Origin of the sequence: Streptomyces sp. M92 (genome assembly GCF_028473745.1) — a bacterium.
Classification (GTDB): domain Bacteria; phylum Actinomycetota; class Actinomycetes; order Streptomycetales; family Streptomycetaceae; genus Streptomyces.
This window is the reverse complement of record NZ_CP101137.1, coordinates 4,399,724-4,414,533: the sequence shown is the minus strand read 5'-3', so window position 1 is coordinate 4,414,533 and position 14,810 is coordinate 4,399,724. Positions and strand designations below refer to the sequence as shown.

Below are 14,810 nucleotides of genomic sequence, written 5' to 3'. Positions count from 1 at the left end.
GTCCTCACTCCGTTCCGGCGTCCATTCCGCCGGCCGCGGTACCCGCGGGCTCGGCGGGGCCGGGCTCGACGAAGCTGTACGGCGGCAGCGGGCCGTTCACCCGCACCTCCAGGTGCGGCATGTCCCCGCGGGCCCGCTCCACGGCGGCCAGGAACTCCTCGGCCGACTCCCGGTTCACCAGGAACGACACGTTGGCCAGCCAGCCGGTGGACTCGGGGCCCGTACTCACGGCGTCGGCGGCGGGCTCCAGGGCGCGCTCCAGCGCCGTGGCGTCCTGCGCCTCCTTGTCCTTCACCGCGGCCGCCACCATCTCGCCGAGCTGGATCTTGTTCTCGTAACTTCCGCCGCCCTGCTGCCGGTTGGACTCGGCGAGGGCGCGGATCTCCGGGTTCTCGGCCATCACGTGGTGCAGGACGGCCTCCTCCACGTGGTTGGCCTTGATGTTGTACTCGACCCGGCCGTCCAGCGCCCCGAGGCGCTCCCGGTAGTGCTCCGCGCGCTCGGCGAGCACGGCGGTGACCGCGTCGTCGTCCGGGGCGACGCTGCCGAAGCGCATGGGCAGCACGCAGCCGGCCGCACCCACCTCGCTGAGCACGTTCTGGTGGGCGAGCAGCTCCCGGCGCTTGGGACGCAGCCCCTCCGGTGCGTCGCTGACCACGGCGGTCAGCTCGCCCGCCTTCAGGACGCGCACCCGGCACGGCGGGTCACCGACGCCGGTCAGCTCCTCGGACGGCGAGGGATGCGAGCCGGCGGTGATGCCGTAGACGTACGTACTCACTCCTGCTCCTCCTTCCGGCGCGAGGGCGCGGCCTTGCGGGCGCGCGGACGGGATGCGGTCTCGCGCTCGGAGCCGCCCTCGTCACGGGCCTGCTTGAACGCGTCGGAGATGGTCTCGGCGGCGCCGGACAGCGCCCCCTTGGACTTGCCGCGGGCGCCGGACTCGGTCATCTCCCCGACCAGGTCGGGCAGCCCGGGGTCCTTGCGGGGCCCGGCCTCCAGGTCGAGCCTGTTGCACGCCTCGGCGAAGCGCAGATACGTGTCGACGCTGGCGACGACGACGCGGACGTCGATCTTCAGGATCTCGATGCCGACCAGGGAGACGCGCACGAATGCGTCGATGACGAGCCCCCTGTCCAGAACAAGCTCAAGCACGTCGTAGAGGCCGCTGCTGCCGCCTCCGCCGCCGGTCTGTTGTGCCGGTACGACAGTCATGCCAGCTGCTCCTCCATCTTGTCTGTGGGTGTGGGCGTGTGGCTGTGTGGGTGCGGTCCGACGGCCTACCGGCCGCCGCGCGAGTCGGCCCGTCCGCGTTCGTAACGCCGGACGCGGCGGTAGCCCGTGAGCTGTCCCTCGGAGTCGAGCTCCACCTGATAGCTCCCCATCAGGCTCATCGTGTCGGGCACGCGCTCGAGCTCGAGCACCTCGACCTCCAGCGACCAGCCCTCCTCCGTCCGCTCGAAGGACGACACGGTCTCCGCGGTCATGCCGGTGAGTTCCGCGAGTTGGGCGCGTGCCTCACGCAGCACCTCCATCGGCCGGGGCCGACGCGACTCCTGTGACTGCTGTGACTGCTGTGAGTCATGTGACTTCTGTGGACTTTGTGTTTTGCGTGAGCTCTGTGGGATCTGTGAACTCCGCTGCGAGCCTTGCGATTCGGACCTGTTGTTCGTGTTCGACATGGCCACCTCCCCCTCCGTGTGGCCGCAAGAGTGTTCGCCAAACCTGTACCGGTGCGCGCTTGTACTCGCCCCCCGTCTCCCGCGCTCCGCCCGCGACCGGGCTCAGCCGCGCAGGGCGTCCAGCCGCCGCCGGGCGGGACCCAGGTCCCGGGCGCGGCCGGCGATCGAGGCCCAGGGCCGGGTGCGTGCCTGGTCGGCGGCGTCGGCGATCGTCCAGCGGCGGGCGTGCAGCCCGGGGTCGTCCAACTGGTCCCAGGAGAGCGGGGTGGCGACGGGGGCGCCGGGCAGGGCCCGCACGGTGAGGGGGGCGACCGCGGTCTGCGCGTAGGCGTTGCGCTGGATGTCGAGGTAGAGCCGGTCGCCCCGGTCCTTCTTCCGGGCGGCGGTGGTGAGGCGGTCGGGCCGGTCGGCGGCCAGCACGTCGGCGACGTCCCGGGCGAACTCCCGTACTTCGTCGAACTCCTGATGGCCTCTCAGGGGAACGACCACGTGAAGCCCTCGTGACCCGGTGGTCATCAGTGCCGAGGGCAGCTTCAGCTCGTCGAGCAGTTCGCCCAGCAGCCCGGCCGCCTCCCGGACCGCCGGGAAGTCGTCGCGGGCCGGGTCGAGGTCGAAGACCATGCGGTCCGGACGGTCCACGTCCCCGGCCCGGGACAGCCAGCGGTGCAGGGTGAGGGCGGCCTGGTCGGCGAGGTAGAGGAGGGTGGCGGTGTCGTCGCAGACGGTGTGGCAGACGGTGCCGCCCTCCTTGCCCACCTCCACGCGGCCGATCCAGTCCGGGTAGTGCTCGGGGGTGTTCTTCTGCATGAAGCGGGGGCCGTCCACACCGTCCGGGTGCCGTTCCAGCATCAGCGGGCGGCCCCGCAGGTGCGGCAGCATGAAGGGGGCGACGGAGTGGTAGTAGTCGACGAGGTCGGCCTTGGTGTACGCCTCGGCGCCGCCCTCCCCCTTCGGGAACAGCACCTTGTCCGGCCGATGCACCTCCACCGTGCGCCGGCCGGCCCGGACGGACCGTACGGCGTCACGGCTCACGGGACGATCGCCTGCTCCACCAGCATCCGTCCGGCCGCCTCGATGGACTCGGCGTCGATCCCCGCGGCGTGCAGCTCCTCGGCCGGGCTCGCGGAGCCCGGCATCATCTCGACGGCGAGCCGGACCAGGCGGGGCACGGGCCGCCCGTCGGCGAAGGCGTCGAGGACCGCGTCCCCGATGCCGCCCTCCCGGCGGTGGTCCTCCACGGTGAGCAGGCAGCCGGTCTCCTCGGCGGCCCGGCGCAGGGTGGCCCGGTCGACGGGCTTGACCGAGTAGAGGTCGATCACCCGGACCTGGATGCCGTCCTGCCCCAGGGCGTCGGCCGCGGCGAGCGCCTCGTGCACCGTGACACCGGCCGCGACGACGGTGAGCCGGTCGCGGTCGGAGGAGCGCAGGACCTTGCTGCCGCCGACGGGGAACTCCTCGTCGGGGCCGTAGATCACCTTGCTGCCGCCGCGCGAGGTGCGCAGGTAGCGGATGCCCTCCAGGCCGGCCATCTCGGCGACGAGCCGGGCGGTCTGGTTGGCGTCGCACGGGTACAGCACGGTGGAGCCGTGGATGGCCCGCATCATCGCGATGTCCTCCAGGCCCATCTGGCTGGGCCCGTCCTGGCCGATCGCGACGCCCGCGTGGGAACCGACGAGGTTGATGCCGGAGCCGCTGACGGACGCCATGCGCACGAAGTCGTACGCCCGGGTCAGGAAGGCGGCGAAGGAGGTGGCGAACGGCACCCAGCCGCGCGCCGCCATCCCCACCGCCGTGGCGACCATCTGCTGCTCGGCGATGTAGCACTCGAAGTACCGCTCGGGGTGTTCCTTGGCGAAGAACTCGGCGCGCGTGGAGTCGCCGACCTCGCCGTCGAGGGCGACGACGTCGCCGCGGGCCGTGCCGAGCGCGGCGAGCGCCTCGCCGAAGGCGTTGCGGGTGGCGACCTCGTCGTCCTTGTCGTAGCGGGGCAGTTCGATCTCCCCGGTGCCGGCCGAGTGCAGCGCGCGGGCGGCGGGCGGCTCCTGGACCCGTACCGTGAGGTCGCGCTCCCCGCCTAGCTCGGCGATCGCCTCCTCGGCCTCCGGGAGCGGCTTGCCGTGCTGGCCCTCACGGTCCTCGACGGCCTCGACGCCCTTCCCCTTGAGGGTGCGGGCGATGACGGCCGTGGGCTGGCCCTTGGTGGACAGTGCCTCGCCGTAGGCACGGTCGACGGCGTCCACGTCGTGGCCGTCGATCTCGATGGTGTGCCAGCCGAAGGCCCTGAACCGGCGCGCGTACGCGTCGAGGTCGTGGCCGTGCCGGGTCGGGCCGCGCTGGCCGAGCCGGTTGACGTCGACGATCACGGTGAGGTTGTCGAGCTGCTCGTACCCGGCGTGCTCCGCGGCCTCCCACACCGAGCCCTCCGCCATCTCGCTGTCGCCGCACAGCACCCACACGCGGTAGTCACTGCGGTCCAGCCGCTTGCCGGCCAGCGCGATGCCCACGCCGACGGGCAGACCCTGGCCGAGCGACCCGGTGGCCGTCTCGACCCACGGCAGCCGCTGCGGGGTGGGGTGCCCCTCCAGGCGGCTGCCCAGCTTGCGGAAGGTGAGCAGCTCCTCGTCGTCGATGGCGCCGGCCGCCTTGTAGGCGGAGTAGAGGAGGGGCGACGCGTGGCCCTTGGAGAGGACGAAGCGGTCGTTGCCGGGGTGGGCGGGGCGCTCGAAGTCGTAGCGGAGGTGGTTGGCGAGGAGTACGGCCATCAGGTCCGCGGCGGACATCGAGGACGTCGGGTGTCCGGAGCCGGCGGCGGCGGACGTCCGTACGCTGTCGACGCGCAGCTGCTGTCCGAGGTCGACGAGTTCACCGGTGTTCATGAGTCTCCTTCCGCGGCGCGGCCGTCGGTTCGCTTGACGGGGCCGGGGGCGATGTCGGGTCCGGGGGGCGGCTGGTTCTCCGGGGGCTCGGGCCCGGGGTGGGCGGGCGGACCGGCGGAACGGCTCGGCGCGGGAGTGCCGGGGGATCCCGAGCGGGTGGCTCCGGGAGCCCTGGAGGACTGGGCCCGCCTGGCTCGCTCGGCCTGCTCGGCCACGGCGGAGGGCTTGGGGGCGGAGGAAGGCTTGGACTCCTTCCGCGGCCTGCCGGGCGCGTGGGCGGCCGGACGGGTCCCGGCGGCCTTGGCGGGCTGCCCACCGGGGCGGGCCTTGGCCGCCCTCTCCCCACCCGGCTGCCCCTTCGCGGGCTCACCACCGGGCTGCCCCTTCGCAGGCTCACCACCCGGCTGACCCTTCGCAGGCTCACCACCCGGCTGACCCTTCGCAGGCTCACCACCCGGCTGACCCTTCGCAGGCCCACTACCCGGCTGTCCCTTCGCAGGCCCACCACCCGGCTGACCCTTCGCAGGCCCACCACCCGGCTGACCCTTCGCAGGCCCACCACCCGGCTGACCCTTCGCAGGCCCACCACCCGGCTGACCCTTCGCAGGCCCACCACCGGACCGGTCCTCTGCAGGCCCACCACCGGACCGATCCTCCGCAGGCCCACCACCGGACCGATCCTCCGCAGGCTCACCACCGGACCGATCCTCCGCGGCGCCGGCCTCGGACCGCCGCGAAGGAGCGGTCGGGCCACCGTCCGCCCTGGACGCGGCCGGCTCACCCTCCGGCCGCCCAGGCACCCGCGCCACCTCCGGCGACGCCGACTCCAGGGGCACGGACCAGGAGCGTACGAGCCCCAGCTGGACCGCCTGCCGCGGCAGCACCGCGTCGAGCAGCCAGTCCGCGGCCACCCGCACCCGGTTGCCCGGCATCGCCGCGAGGTGGTAGCCCCGCGTGACCGCGCCCGCCGCCGGGCCGGACATCGGCACCCCCAGCGGGTTGGCGGCGGCCTTCGCGCCGCCCAGGTCCACCACGAACCCCATGTCACGGTGGCGGTAGGCCCGCCGCTCGCCGCCGATGCCGAGCGATGCGGCGACGTTCTGGGCGCAGACCTTGCCGTGCCGCCAGGCGTGCTGCGCGGTCATCGGCGTGTACTGGCCGGGCTGGTTCAGGTCGGGTACCGCGGCCACGTCACCGCAGGCGAACAACTCGGGCCGCCCCGGCACCTGGAGGTGCGGGTCGACGAGGAGCCGGCCGCGTTCCATGGGCAGCCCCAGCGACTCCACCAGCGGGTCGGGTCGCACGCCCACGCACCACACCAGCGTGCGGGTGTCCACGGTCGTGCCGTCGGTCAGCAGGACCCCGTCGTGCGTGGCCTCCTTCACGGAGGTCCCCATCCGCACGTCGACGCCCCGCTGCCGCAGCACCCGGTCGGCGGTGCGGGAGAGCCGCTCGTCCATCTCGGGCAGCACCCGTTCGGCCACGTCCAGCAGCATCCAGCGGGGCCGCATGCCGGTGCGCATCGGATGCTTGCGGACCTGGGCGTCGGTGTACATCTGGCCGTGCGCGGCGACCTCGGTGCCGGTGTATCCCGCACCGACCACGACGAAGGTGCACCGGGCGGCGCACTCCGCGCGGTCGCCGGCCGCGGCCGCCAGCTCCACCTGCCGGGTCACGTGGTCCCGCAGGTAGAGCGCCTCCGGCAGCCCGCGGAAGCCGTGGGCGTGCTCGGCGACGCCGGGGATGGGCAGCAGCTTGTTGACGCTGCCCGCGGCGAGCACCAGCCGGTCGTAAGAGAGAGTGCCCCCGCCGCCCTCCGGGTCCGCGTAGTGCACGGTGCGCGCGTCCAGGTCGATGCCGTCGGCCTCGCCGAGCACCAGCCGCACACGCGGCAGCGTGCCCGACAGGGACACGCTGACCCGGCGCGGCTCCAGGATTCCGGCGGCGACCTGCGGCAGCAGGGGCAGGTAGAGGAAGTAGTCGGTCGGGTTGAGCAGGGTGATGTCGGCCTGGTGCCGGGTGAGCCGGGACAGGGTGCGGGCCGTCCGGTACCCGGCGAAGCCGGCACCGACGATCACGATGCGGGGTCGGCTCACGGTTCGCCTCCGGGCTGTCGCGTACCTCGGGAGCCTTCCGCGTCCCCTTGGCCAGGGCGCCCAAACGTCCGGCGGGCGGCCGTCGCCCCGGTTTCCCCGCGTGCGCCCGGGTACTCGGCCCCGGACCCACCCGCCCCATGTTCCGGAGGCAACCTCCCATGCCCGAGTACGGCTATTTCCTCTCGTGCGAGCAGTACGGTCCCGCGGAGCTGATCGAGCAGGCGCGGATGGCCGAGCAGGCCGGGTTCCAGGCACTGTGGATCTCGGACCACTACCACCCGTGGAACGGCGAACAGGGGCAGAGCCCGTTCGTGTGGTCGGTGATCGGCGCGCTGTCCGACGCGGTGTCCCTGCCCGTGGAGACGGCGGTGACCTGCCCGACGGTGCGCATCCACCCGGCGGTGGTGGCGCAGGCCGCGGCGACCAGCGCGGTGATGACGGACGGCCGTTTCCGGCTCGGCGTCGGCACCGGGGAGGCGCTCAACGAGCACATCCTGGGGGACGCCTGGCCGGCCGCGCACGTACGCCTGGAGATGCTGGAGGAGGCCATCCTCATCATGCGGCGGCTGTTCACCGGCGAGGAGGTCAACCACCACGGCACGCACTACACGGTGGAGAACGCCCGCCTCTACACCGTCCCGGACGAGCCCGTCCCGATCGACATCTCCGGCTTCGGCCCGGCGGCGACCAAGCTCGCCTCGCGGGTGGGCGACGGCTACATCACGATGATGCCGGACACCTCGATGGTGGAGCAGTACCGCAAGGGCGGGGGCGGCGGGAAACTGGTCAGCGGGGGCACCAAGGTCTGCTACGACACCGACCGGGACGAGGCGGTACGGACCGTGCACCGGCTGTGGGCCAACGAGTTGCTGCCGGGCGAGCTGGGCCAGGTGCTGCCCTCGCCCAAGCACTTCGAGCAGGCGCAGACCCTGGTCACCGAGGACATGGTCCGGGACAACCGGGTCTGCGGCGACGACGCGGACGAGCACGTCGCGGAGCTCCGGCAGTTCGCCGACGCCGGTTTCGACCGGGTCTACGTCAACCAGATCGGCCCCGACCTGCGCGGCTTCTTCGACTTCTACCGCACCAAGGTGCTGCCGCAGTTGCAGCAGAACGCCTGACTCGCACAGGCCGGCACCCCCCGAACCGCGTTCGGGGGGTGCCGTGCCGTCCGGTTCCGCGACCGGTCAGCCGCGGCGGTGCGGGGCCTCGGGGTCGACGTCGTCCGGGCGCGGTGCCACCGGTCCGGTGGCGCCGGGGGCGGGCGTGCCCGCCCCCGGCGCGCCGGTCGCGCCACCGACACCGCCCGGTGCGACCGGCGGCATCGGCGGGTACGGCACGCCGAGCCCGTTCGGCGGAGCGGCCGGCGCACCACCACTGAGGGTGTGGCCGTGTCCGTCGCCGTCGGCGGAGCCCGGCCGGGCCGCGCCGCGCAGCAGATGGGCGGCGACGCCCAGGAGGGCGGCCGTGATCAGCGCGGCGGCCCAGTCCGGCAGGCCGATGGCGAGGGCCAGGCCCACGGTGAGCGCGAGGGCCGCGCCCGCGTACAGGGCGGCGGCGCCGGAGGCGGCGTACAGCGTGGCCTTGCGGCGCTGCTTGCGTGTCTGTTCCCGCAGCTCGTCGCGCACGGTCTCGCGTGCCACCTGCGCCAGTTCGTCGACCAGATGCTTGTCCAGGTGTTCCAAGTGATCCATGCGGTCCATGTGTTGCGGGTACCCGCGGCCACGACTTCCATGGGCGGGACGGTGGCACGGGGCCGCGCGCCTCCCAACTAGGCTCGTCCGCATGGACATTCTGGGAGCCACACTGCGCATCTACGTCGACGACCTGGAGAAGGCGATCCCCTTCTACGAAGGCCTGGCCGGCGGCCAGGCGCACCGCTTCGAACGCGGCGGCGTCCAAGTCGCCGCCGTCGGCTGCTTCCTGCTGATGAGCGGGCCCGAGTCCCAGCTCGAGGTGTTGCGCAAGGTGACCGCGACGGTCGCCGTGACCGACGTCGAGGAGACCCACCAGGTACTCAGCTCGCTGGGTGCGGACATCATCGCGGGGCCGGTCCCGACGCCGGCCGGCCGGAATCTGATCGCCCGGCACCCGGACGGCACGATCTACGAGTACGTGGACCGGCGGGCGTAGCCCCGGGCCGGACGGGGCTCACTCCCCGTCCGGCCGCATCCTGAAGTCGTGCCGGGCGGGGAGCGGTTCGTCGGTGATCCGGGCCCACAGCCGGCCGACGACCTCGTCGCCCTCGCGCAGGTCGGCGACCTCGAAGCCCTCGTCGAAGACGGCCCGTGCCTCGGCGTTCCGGCCCTCGGCGGCCAGCAGCGCCGCCTCGGTGAGCCGGAACCGGCCGCGGGCCCGGACGGCGGGCTCCAGCCGCTCCCACACGGACCGGGCGTCGGCCGTGCGCCCGACCGCGAGCAGCGCTCCGATCGCCTCGCCGCCGAGCGCGGCCGTGAGCGCCGTCCAGGACGCGTGGCCGTCCGCGGCGCGCGCCGTGTCGACCGCGCCGACCGCCCCGGGGTCAGCCTCTCCGGGGCCCGCCTCCCCGGGGCCCGCCGCGTCCGGCTCGGGCCGGGAGGCGGGCGCCCCGTCGCGTACCCGTGCGCACAGGTCGTCGAAGGCCTCCGCGTACCGGTCGGCGGCCCGCTCGTGGTGGCCGTCCTCCTGGTCGGCGACGGCGAGGCAGCGCAGCAGCGGCCAGCGGGCGGTGGCCTCCTTCAGGCCGCGCTCCCAGCTGCGCACCGCCTGTGCCCGGTCGCCGCCGTGCCACTGGGCGACTCCGAGGTGGTACTCGGCGGCGGGTGTGGCGGCCGTGGTCTCCAGCATGTCCCGCCAGGGCCTGGCGACCAGTGTGCCCCCGGGTGGTGCGTGGTGGTCGGGCTCGGGCAGCGCCCCGGCGTGCAGGAGGTGCAGCCAGGGCCGCTGCTCCGCGCCGAGGGTGGCCTCCTCGAAGGGGGTGCCGGGCAGCTGCAGGCCCGCACGGAGCACTTCGAGGGCGCCCCACCCCGATCCGGTGGCCAGGCACTCGCCGGGCTCGGTGTCGGCGTACGGCCGCCAGGCCTCGTACGCCGCGTCCACTCCGCTGCGCGGCAGGACCGCCTCCAGCCGGTCCTCGGCCCGGCGCAGCACGGTGTGCCACTCCCCGCGCGGGTCCGCGTCGAGCGGCCCGTACGCCTCCAGCCAGGACACCTCGCTCTCCGCCTCCAGCTCGACGTGTTCGAGCTGGGTGCGGGCGAGTCCGGCCTGGATCTCGCAGTAGCCGCCGGTGCCGGGTTCGGTGAGCCACTCCTGCCAGCGCCGCCCGCCCGGTCCGGTGCCCCAGACGAACAGCTTCCGGCCGCGCAGCACGTCGGTCGACGTCTGCGCCAGCCCGTGCCCGTGCTCGTCGAGCGCGGCGATCCAGCGGCGCCGCCCGTCCGGCACCTCGTAGAACCAGTCGGCGGGGTAGGTGCTGTTGCGCGGGTGGGTACGGTCGGCGCCGTCGTAGCACGGGACGGGCACGCGGCGCAGCCGCCGCTCGTAGCCGAAGAGCCAGGCCTCGTCGGCGGGGGCGAGAACGCGGCGGTCCTCGGGGACGGCGATGTTGGACCACCAGTACGTGGGGACCGGACGCTCGTGCGGGTTGCGGACGCGGACGCCGACGTGGAGGAAGTCCGAGCCCTCGGGAAGCCACAGGTCGACCTGGAAGGGCAGGTCGCGCAGCCGCTCCCACTCCCACAGGCGCAGCATGCGACCGCCGTCGGGGGCGGGCACGGACGCGGCGTGCACCGGCGAGCAGGAGAGGGTGGTGTGGCCGGTGGCGCCGATGTTCCACTCGATGCCGCCGGAGAACCAGGCTCCGTTGAGGGCGAAGTTGGCGGGCTGGAGGACGGGGTTGACGTAGAGCAGTTCGCGGTCGGCCGGCTTGTGGAAGAGGGAGGTGACGCGGCCGCCCAGGGCAGGCACGACGGTGGCCCGCAGCCGGTCGTTCTCGAGGACGAGGGCGTCGAAGTCGCGGGGCTCGCGCGCCCGCCCGTAACCGTCCCGCAGCGGCGCCGGCAGCAGGCTGCGCAGGGGTGCGTGTCCGACCTGGCGGGCCATGTCGCGGGGCAGGCCTGCCCGGTCGCGTTCGTCGACGCGGTGGGCTTCGTCCAGGGGGCGCAGCGGCGGCAGGGGGTTGTCCGGGCCGAGCGGCGCGGCGGGCAGCGTCAGTACCTCACGTCGGATCGTCGTCACGCTTCCCCATGGAAGCCGCTTCCGGGCCCGCTGAACAGGGCGCCCCCGGATATTCGGTGGGCGCGGGTCCGGGGCCGACGTAGAGTCGGGCGGTCGTCGGCGAACGCGAAGGAGCGCATGTGAGTGAGCAGCACACCTACCGGGTGATCGTCCGGGGCGCCTGGGACGGCCTGACCGACCTGGCACGGGAGCGGCTGCTCGCCGAGGCGGCGGACCACGGCATGACGAGCATGCGGTTCACGGAGGAGGGCTCGCTGTCGTACGAGGCGGCACCGCTCAAGCACTTCTCGATGCGGTACGTCGTGGTGTCCGACGCGGCGGACGGCGAGGAGATGGCGGGTGCCGTCGCCGAGGACCGGGCGGAGACCGCGCTGCGCGCGCTCGGGTACGGGTTCCGCGGCCTCAGGTCGACGGTGACGGACCTGGACACGATGAAGGTCAACCGGAAGTCACGCTCTCGGCGGTGATCGCCCAGCGCTGGTGGTCCCGCCAGGCGCCATCGATGTGGAGCATGCGGGGCGAGAAGCCCTCCAGGTGGAAGCCGCAGGCGCGGGCCAGCGCGATGGAGGCGGCGTTGCCCGGCTGCACGTTGATCTCCAGCCGGTGCAGCCGCATCGGCCCGAAGGCGTACCGCACGACGAGGTCCAGCCCCTCGCGCATCAGCCCTCGCCCGGCCGCGTGGGCGAACGCTCCGTAGCCGAGGGCGCCGCTGAGGAAGCCGCCGTGCACGATGTTGTTGATGTTGACGAACCCGGCGATGGCGCCGCCGTCCGCCGTGCCCGCACCCTTCTCCGCGTCCTTCTCGCAGATCAGGAACCCGGCCTTGGTGGGGTCCTCGATCAGCCGGGCCGCGTAGGCCTCGTACGCCTGGACGCTGTCCGGCGGGAAGAGCCAGGGGTGGTGCAGGTCCTTGCTCTCCCGGGCACGGGCGGTGAACTCGGCGCCGTCCTCGTAGGTGAAGTGCCGTATGCCCACGCGGGGCCCCTCGGCGAGGTGGCGGGATGCGTTGTGCGGCATTCCGCCAGCCTACGACGGGTGGGTGCGGGGCGCGGCTCAGCGCAGGGCCGGTTCGTCCAGCGTCAGGGTGCCCGTGTCCGCGTCGAGTTCCGCCGCGACGCCGAACGGGACGGTCAGCGCGCCCTCGCGGTGTCCGAAGCCGAAGTCCTCGACGACCGGCACTCCGAGGCCGCCGAGCCGGTCGGCCAGCATGGGCCGCAGCTTCTCGCGGGGCTCGCACTCCTGCCAGGAGCCGAGCAGCACCCCGGCGACCCCGTCGAGCAGGCCGGCCCGCAGCAACTGGGTGAGGTAGCGGTCGAGCCGGTACGTCTCCTCCCCCACGTCCTCCAGGCACAGCAGCCCGCCGTGCGCGGAGGTGCGGGCGTGCGGGGTGCCGATCTCGGCGGCGAGCAGGGCGAGGCAGCCGCCGAGGGTGACGCCCCGGGCCCGGCCGGGGACCATGGGCGTGCCGTCGGAGGCGATCACGCGGACCGTGTCCGGGGCGAACAGGGTGGCCTTCAGGTGCTCCTGTGCCCGCGCGTTCTTGAGGAAGTCGATCCCGGCGGCCATCGGCCCGTGCAGGGTGACCAGGCCGAGGCGGGTGGCGAAGGCCTCGTGCAGCGCGGTGATGTCGCTGAAGCCGACGAACACCTTCGGCCCGGCCGCCCGCATCGCCTCCCAGTCGAGCAGGTCGGCCATGCGCTGGACGCCGTACCCGCCGCGGGCGCACAGCACGGCGTCGACGGACGGGTCGCACCAGGCGGACTGGAGGTCGGCGGCACGGTCCGCGTCGGTGCCCGCGAGGTAGTCGAAGGACGGATGCCGGTCCAGGACGTGCGGGGCCACGACCGGGTCCAGGTCCCAGCCGCGCAGCACGTCCAGGCCCGCCTGCAGCCGCTCCTCCGGTACGGGTCCGCTGGGCGCGACGACCGCCACCCGGGCGCCGGGGGCGAGCCGGGCCGGCCGGTTCAGGGGCTTCACCGGGTCAGCTCCAGGATGGGGACGTCCGGCCGGTCCAGGCCGAAGACCTGGGCGTAGAGGGAGAGTTCCGCCTCCAGGGCGCGCACCATGGTCTGCGCCCGCCGGAATCCGTGTCCCTCGCCCTCGAAGGCGAGGTACGCGTGCGGGACTCCCCGGCCCGCCATGCGGTCGAGGAACCGCTCGCACTGCACGGGCGGGCAGATCACGTCGTCCAGCCCCTGGAGCAGCAGGAAGGGCGCGGTGACCTGGTCGGCGTGGGTCACGGGTGACCGCTCGGCGTACCGGCCGGGCACCTCGGCGTGGGGTCCGATCAGGCTCTCCAGGTACTGCGACTCGAAGTCGTGGGTCCCTCCCGTGGCCCAGCCGGTCAGGTCGAGGACCGGGTAGATGACGGTGCCGCAGGCGTAGACGTCGGTGGTGGCGAGGGAGGCGGCGGAGGTCCAGCCACCGGCGCTGCCGCCGCGCACGGCGAGCCGCTCGCGGTCGGCGGCGCCCTCGTCGGCGAGGGCGAGGGCGACGGCGGCACAGTCCTCGACGTCGACGACGCCCCACTGCTCGCGCAGCCGGTCGCGGTACTCCCGGCCGTATCCGGTGGAGCCGCCGTAGTTGACCTCGGCGACGCCGATGCCGCGGGAGGTGAAGTAGGCGATCTCCAGGTCGAGGACGAGGGGCGAGCGGCTGGTGGGGCCGCCGTGGGCCCAGATCACGTACGGCGGCAGTTCGCCGTCCGGTGCGCGGAAGCCGGGGTTGTGGGGCGGATGGACGTGGGCGTGGATCTCGCGGCCGTCGGGGCCGGTGAAGGTGCGGCTGTGCGGCTCGGGGTAGTACGCCGGGTCGACGGCGTCCTCGTGCGGGGCGCCGATCACCCGGGTCCGGCCGGTGCGGGCGTCCAGCTCGACCACCTCGTGGGCGCTGCGCGGGCTCGCGCCGACGGCGGCGACGCGCTCGCCCTGGACGGCGAGGCTCGTGGTGAACTCGGTCCAGGGACCTGCCGCGTCGACGACTTCGCCGGTCTCGGGGTCGAGTATGCCGAGGGCGGTGGCGCCGCGGCCGTGCACGACGGCGATCAGGCCGCTGTCCAGGGGCGCGAACCAGCGCTGCCCGAGCTTCCACAGCGGTCCGCCGAACTCCTCCTCGCGGGCGCACAGCGGCTGTCCGTCACGGTACAGGTTCCACCAGCCGGTGCGGTCGGAGGCGTACAGCAGGGTGCCGTCGGGCGCCCAGTCGGCCTGGGCGACCGACTCCTCCGGCCCGCCGGCGACGGTCCGGGCGTCCTGGAAGGTGCCGTCGGGGCCGATGTCCGCGACGATCAGCTCGGTGCCGTCCCAGGGCATGCGGGGGTGGTCCCAGGCGAGCCAGGCCGCGCGCCGCCCGTCGGGCGAGGGGCGGGGCCCGGTGACGAACCGGTGACGCTCACCGGTGAGTTCGCGCAGCGCGCTCCGGTCACCGGCCGCAGAGCCGTCCAGCGGCACCGCGACGGGGACCCGGCGCACGTCGGTGGGTCCGTCACCGGTGAACTCCTCCAGGACGCACCACACCTCGCCGCGCTCGGGCCGCAGCTCCGGCTCGGCCCAGCGCAGTCCGCCGCCCACCGCGGAGACGGGCGTCAGCGGACTCGGCTCGCCCCTGCCCGGCTCGCAGGAGTACAGCCGCTGGTCGGCGAAGTTCACGAAGACGACCAGCGGCCCCGCGTCGGTCATGTGCGCCGCCCAGGGCCGGCCGCCGTACTCCAGGACGCGGGTGCGCACGTTCCACGGCGCGGCCAGCACCGGTTCCTCCCTGCCGTCGGGATGCCGCCGCACCAGCGTGCGACGACCGCCCTCGGCGGGCCGGGGCGCGGTCCACCACACCTCGTCGCCGACGAAGGCCACGTCGTCGGGCCGCCCGTCGTGCGCGGCGGCGAGGGCCGCGTCGACCGGCGACGGCCACGATCCGTACGGCAGGGTCTGCACTGACTCCCCCACTCT

The 14,810-nt window shown here is 74.0% G+C and carries 14 protein-coding genes; 3 read left to right on the top strand and 11 right to left on the bottom strand.

The window, feature by feature from the left end:
* Nucleotides 1-4: 4 nt before the first annotated feature.
* From M6G08_RS19945 to M6G08_RS19920, 6 genes are all read right to left on the bottom strand, one after another.
* Nucleotides 5-778 carry a GvpL/GvpF family gas vesicle protein gene (locus M6G08_RS19945; protein WP_272588514.1) on the bottom strand — a complete coding sequence of 258 codons (774 nt, stop codon included), beginning with the start codon at nt 776-778 and terminating at the stop codon, nt 5-7.
* Nucleotides 775-1,212, bottom strand: a complete 438-nt coding sequence (gene gvpJ, locus M6G08_RS19940; protein WP_073730585.1) for a gas vesicle structural protein GvpA — start codon at nt 1,210-1,212, stop codon at nt 775-777. The genes M6G08_RS19945 and gvpJ overlap by 4 nt, the downstream gene beginning before the upstream one ends.
* Nucleotides 1,213-1,277: 65 nt before the next feature.
* Nucleotides 1,278-1,679: a gas vesicle protein GvpO gene (gene gvpO, locus M6G08_RS19935; RefSeq protein WP_272588513.1), complete on the bottom strand. Its 402-nt coding sequence runs from the start codon at nt 1,677-1,679 to the stop codon at nt 1,278-1,280.
* Between the two features lie 102 nt (nt 1,680-1,781).
* Nucleotides 1,782-2,711 carry a non-homologous end-joining DNA ligase gene (ligD, locus tag M6G08_RS19930; protein ID WP_272588512.1) on the bottom strand — a complete coding sequence of 310 codons (930 nt, stop codon included), beginning with the start codon at nt 2,709-2,711 and terminating at the stop codon, nt 1,782-1,784.
* The gene (locus M6G08_RS19925; protein ID WP_272588511.1) at nt 2,708-4,555 is read right to left on the bottom strand and encodes a transketolase; all 1,848 of its coding nucleotides are present in this window, start codon (nt 4,553-4,555) and stop codon (nt 2,708-2,710) included. The genes ligD and M6G08_RS19925 overlap by 4 nt, the downstream gene beginning before the upstream one ends.
* Nucleotides 4,552-6,651, bottom strand: coding sequence for an FAD-dependent oxidoreductase (locus M6G08_RS19920; RefSeq protein ID WP_272588510.1), 2,100 nt, complete (start codon nt 6,649-6,651; stop codon nt 4,552-4,554). Before M6G08_RS19920 ends, M6G08_RS19925 begins: the two co-directional genes overlap by 4 nt.
* Before the next feature lie 158 nt (nt 6,652-6,809).
* Between M6G08_RS19920 and M6G08_RS19915 the strand changes: the two genes are divergently transcribed.
* On the top strand, nt 6,810-7,772 hold the full coding sequence (locus M6G08_RS19915) for an LLM class F420-dependent oxidoreductase (protein ID WP_272588509.1): 963 nt from the start codon (nt 6,810-6,812) through the stop codon (nt 7,770-7,772).
* Nucleotides 7,773-7,838: 66 nt separating this feature from the next.
* Here the strand turns inward: M6G08_RS19915 and M6G08_RS19910 are convergent, their stop codons facing one another.
* Nucleotides 7,839-8,354, bottom strand: a complete 516-nt coding sequence (locus M6G08_RS19910; protein ID WP_272588508.1) for a phage holin family protein — start codon at nt 8,352-8,354, stop codon at nt 7,839-7,841.
* 82 nt (nt 8,355-8,436) lie between these two features.
* On the opposite strand from M6G08_RS19910, the gene M6G08_RS19905 reads away from it, so the two are divergent.
* Nucleotides 8,437-8,784, top strand: a complete 348-nt coding sequence (locus M6G08_RS19905) for a VOC family protein (protein WP_272588507.1) — start codon at nt 8,437-8,439, stop codon at nt 8,782-8,784.
* Between the two features lie 18 nt (nt 8,785-8,802).
* Here M6G08_RS19905 and M6G08_RS19900 read toward each other — a convergent pair whose 3' ends face one another.
* Nucleotides 8,803-10,866, bottom strand: a complete 2,064-nt coding sequence (locus M6G08_RS19900; protein ID WP_272588506.1) for a DUF5107 domain-containing protein — start codon at nt 10,864-10,866, stop codon at nt 8,803-8,805.
* 119 nt (nt 10,867-10,985) lie between these two features.
* Between M6G08_RS19900 and M6G08_RS19895 the strand changes: the two genes are divergently transcribed.
* Nucleotides 10,986-11,333 carry a DUF6204 family protein gene (locus M6G08_RS19895; protein WP_272588505.1) on the top strand — a complete coding sequence of 116 codons (348 nt, stop codon included), beginning with the start codon at nt 10,986-10,988 and terminating at the stop codon, nt 11,331-11,333.
* On the opposite strand, the gene M6G08_RS19890 is transcribed toward M6G08_RS19895, so the two are convergent.
* From M6G08_RS19890 to M6G08_RS19880, 3 genes are read right to left on the bottom strand one after another with little or no spacing between them, the layout of a single operon-like run.
* Nucleotides 11,305-11,883, bottom strand: a complete 579-nt coding sequence (locus M6G08_RS19890; protein WP_272588504.1) for a GNAT family N-acetyltransferase — start codon at nt 11,881-11,883, stop codon at nt 11,305-11,307. The genes M6G08_RS19895 and M6G08_RS19890 overlap by 29 nt on opposite strands.
* 36 nt (nt 11,884-11,919) lie before the next feature.
* Nucleotides 11,920-12,843 carry a S66 peptidase family protein gene (locus M6G08_RS19885; RefSeq protein WP_272588503.1) on the bottom strand — a complete coding sequence of 308 codons (924 nt, stop codon included), beginning with the start codon at nt 12,841-12,843 and terminating at the stop codon, nt 11,920-11,922.
* Nucleotides 12,840-14,807 (bottom strand): S9 family peptidase, encoded by a 1,968-nt coding sequence (locus M6G08_RS19880; protein WP_272588502.1) that lies wholly within the window; start codon nt 14,805-14,807, stop codon nt 12,840-12,842. The genes M6G08_RS19885 and M6G08_RS19880 overlap by 4 nt, the downstream gene beginning before the upstream one ends.
* Between the last annotated feature and the right edge of the window lie 3 nt (nt 14,808-14,810).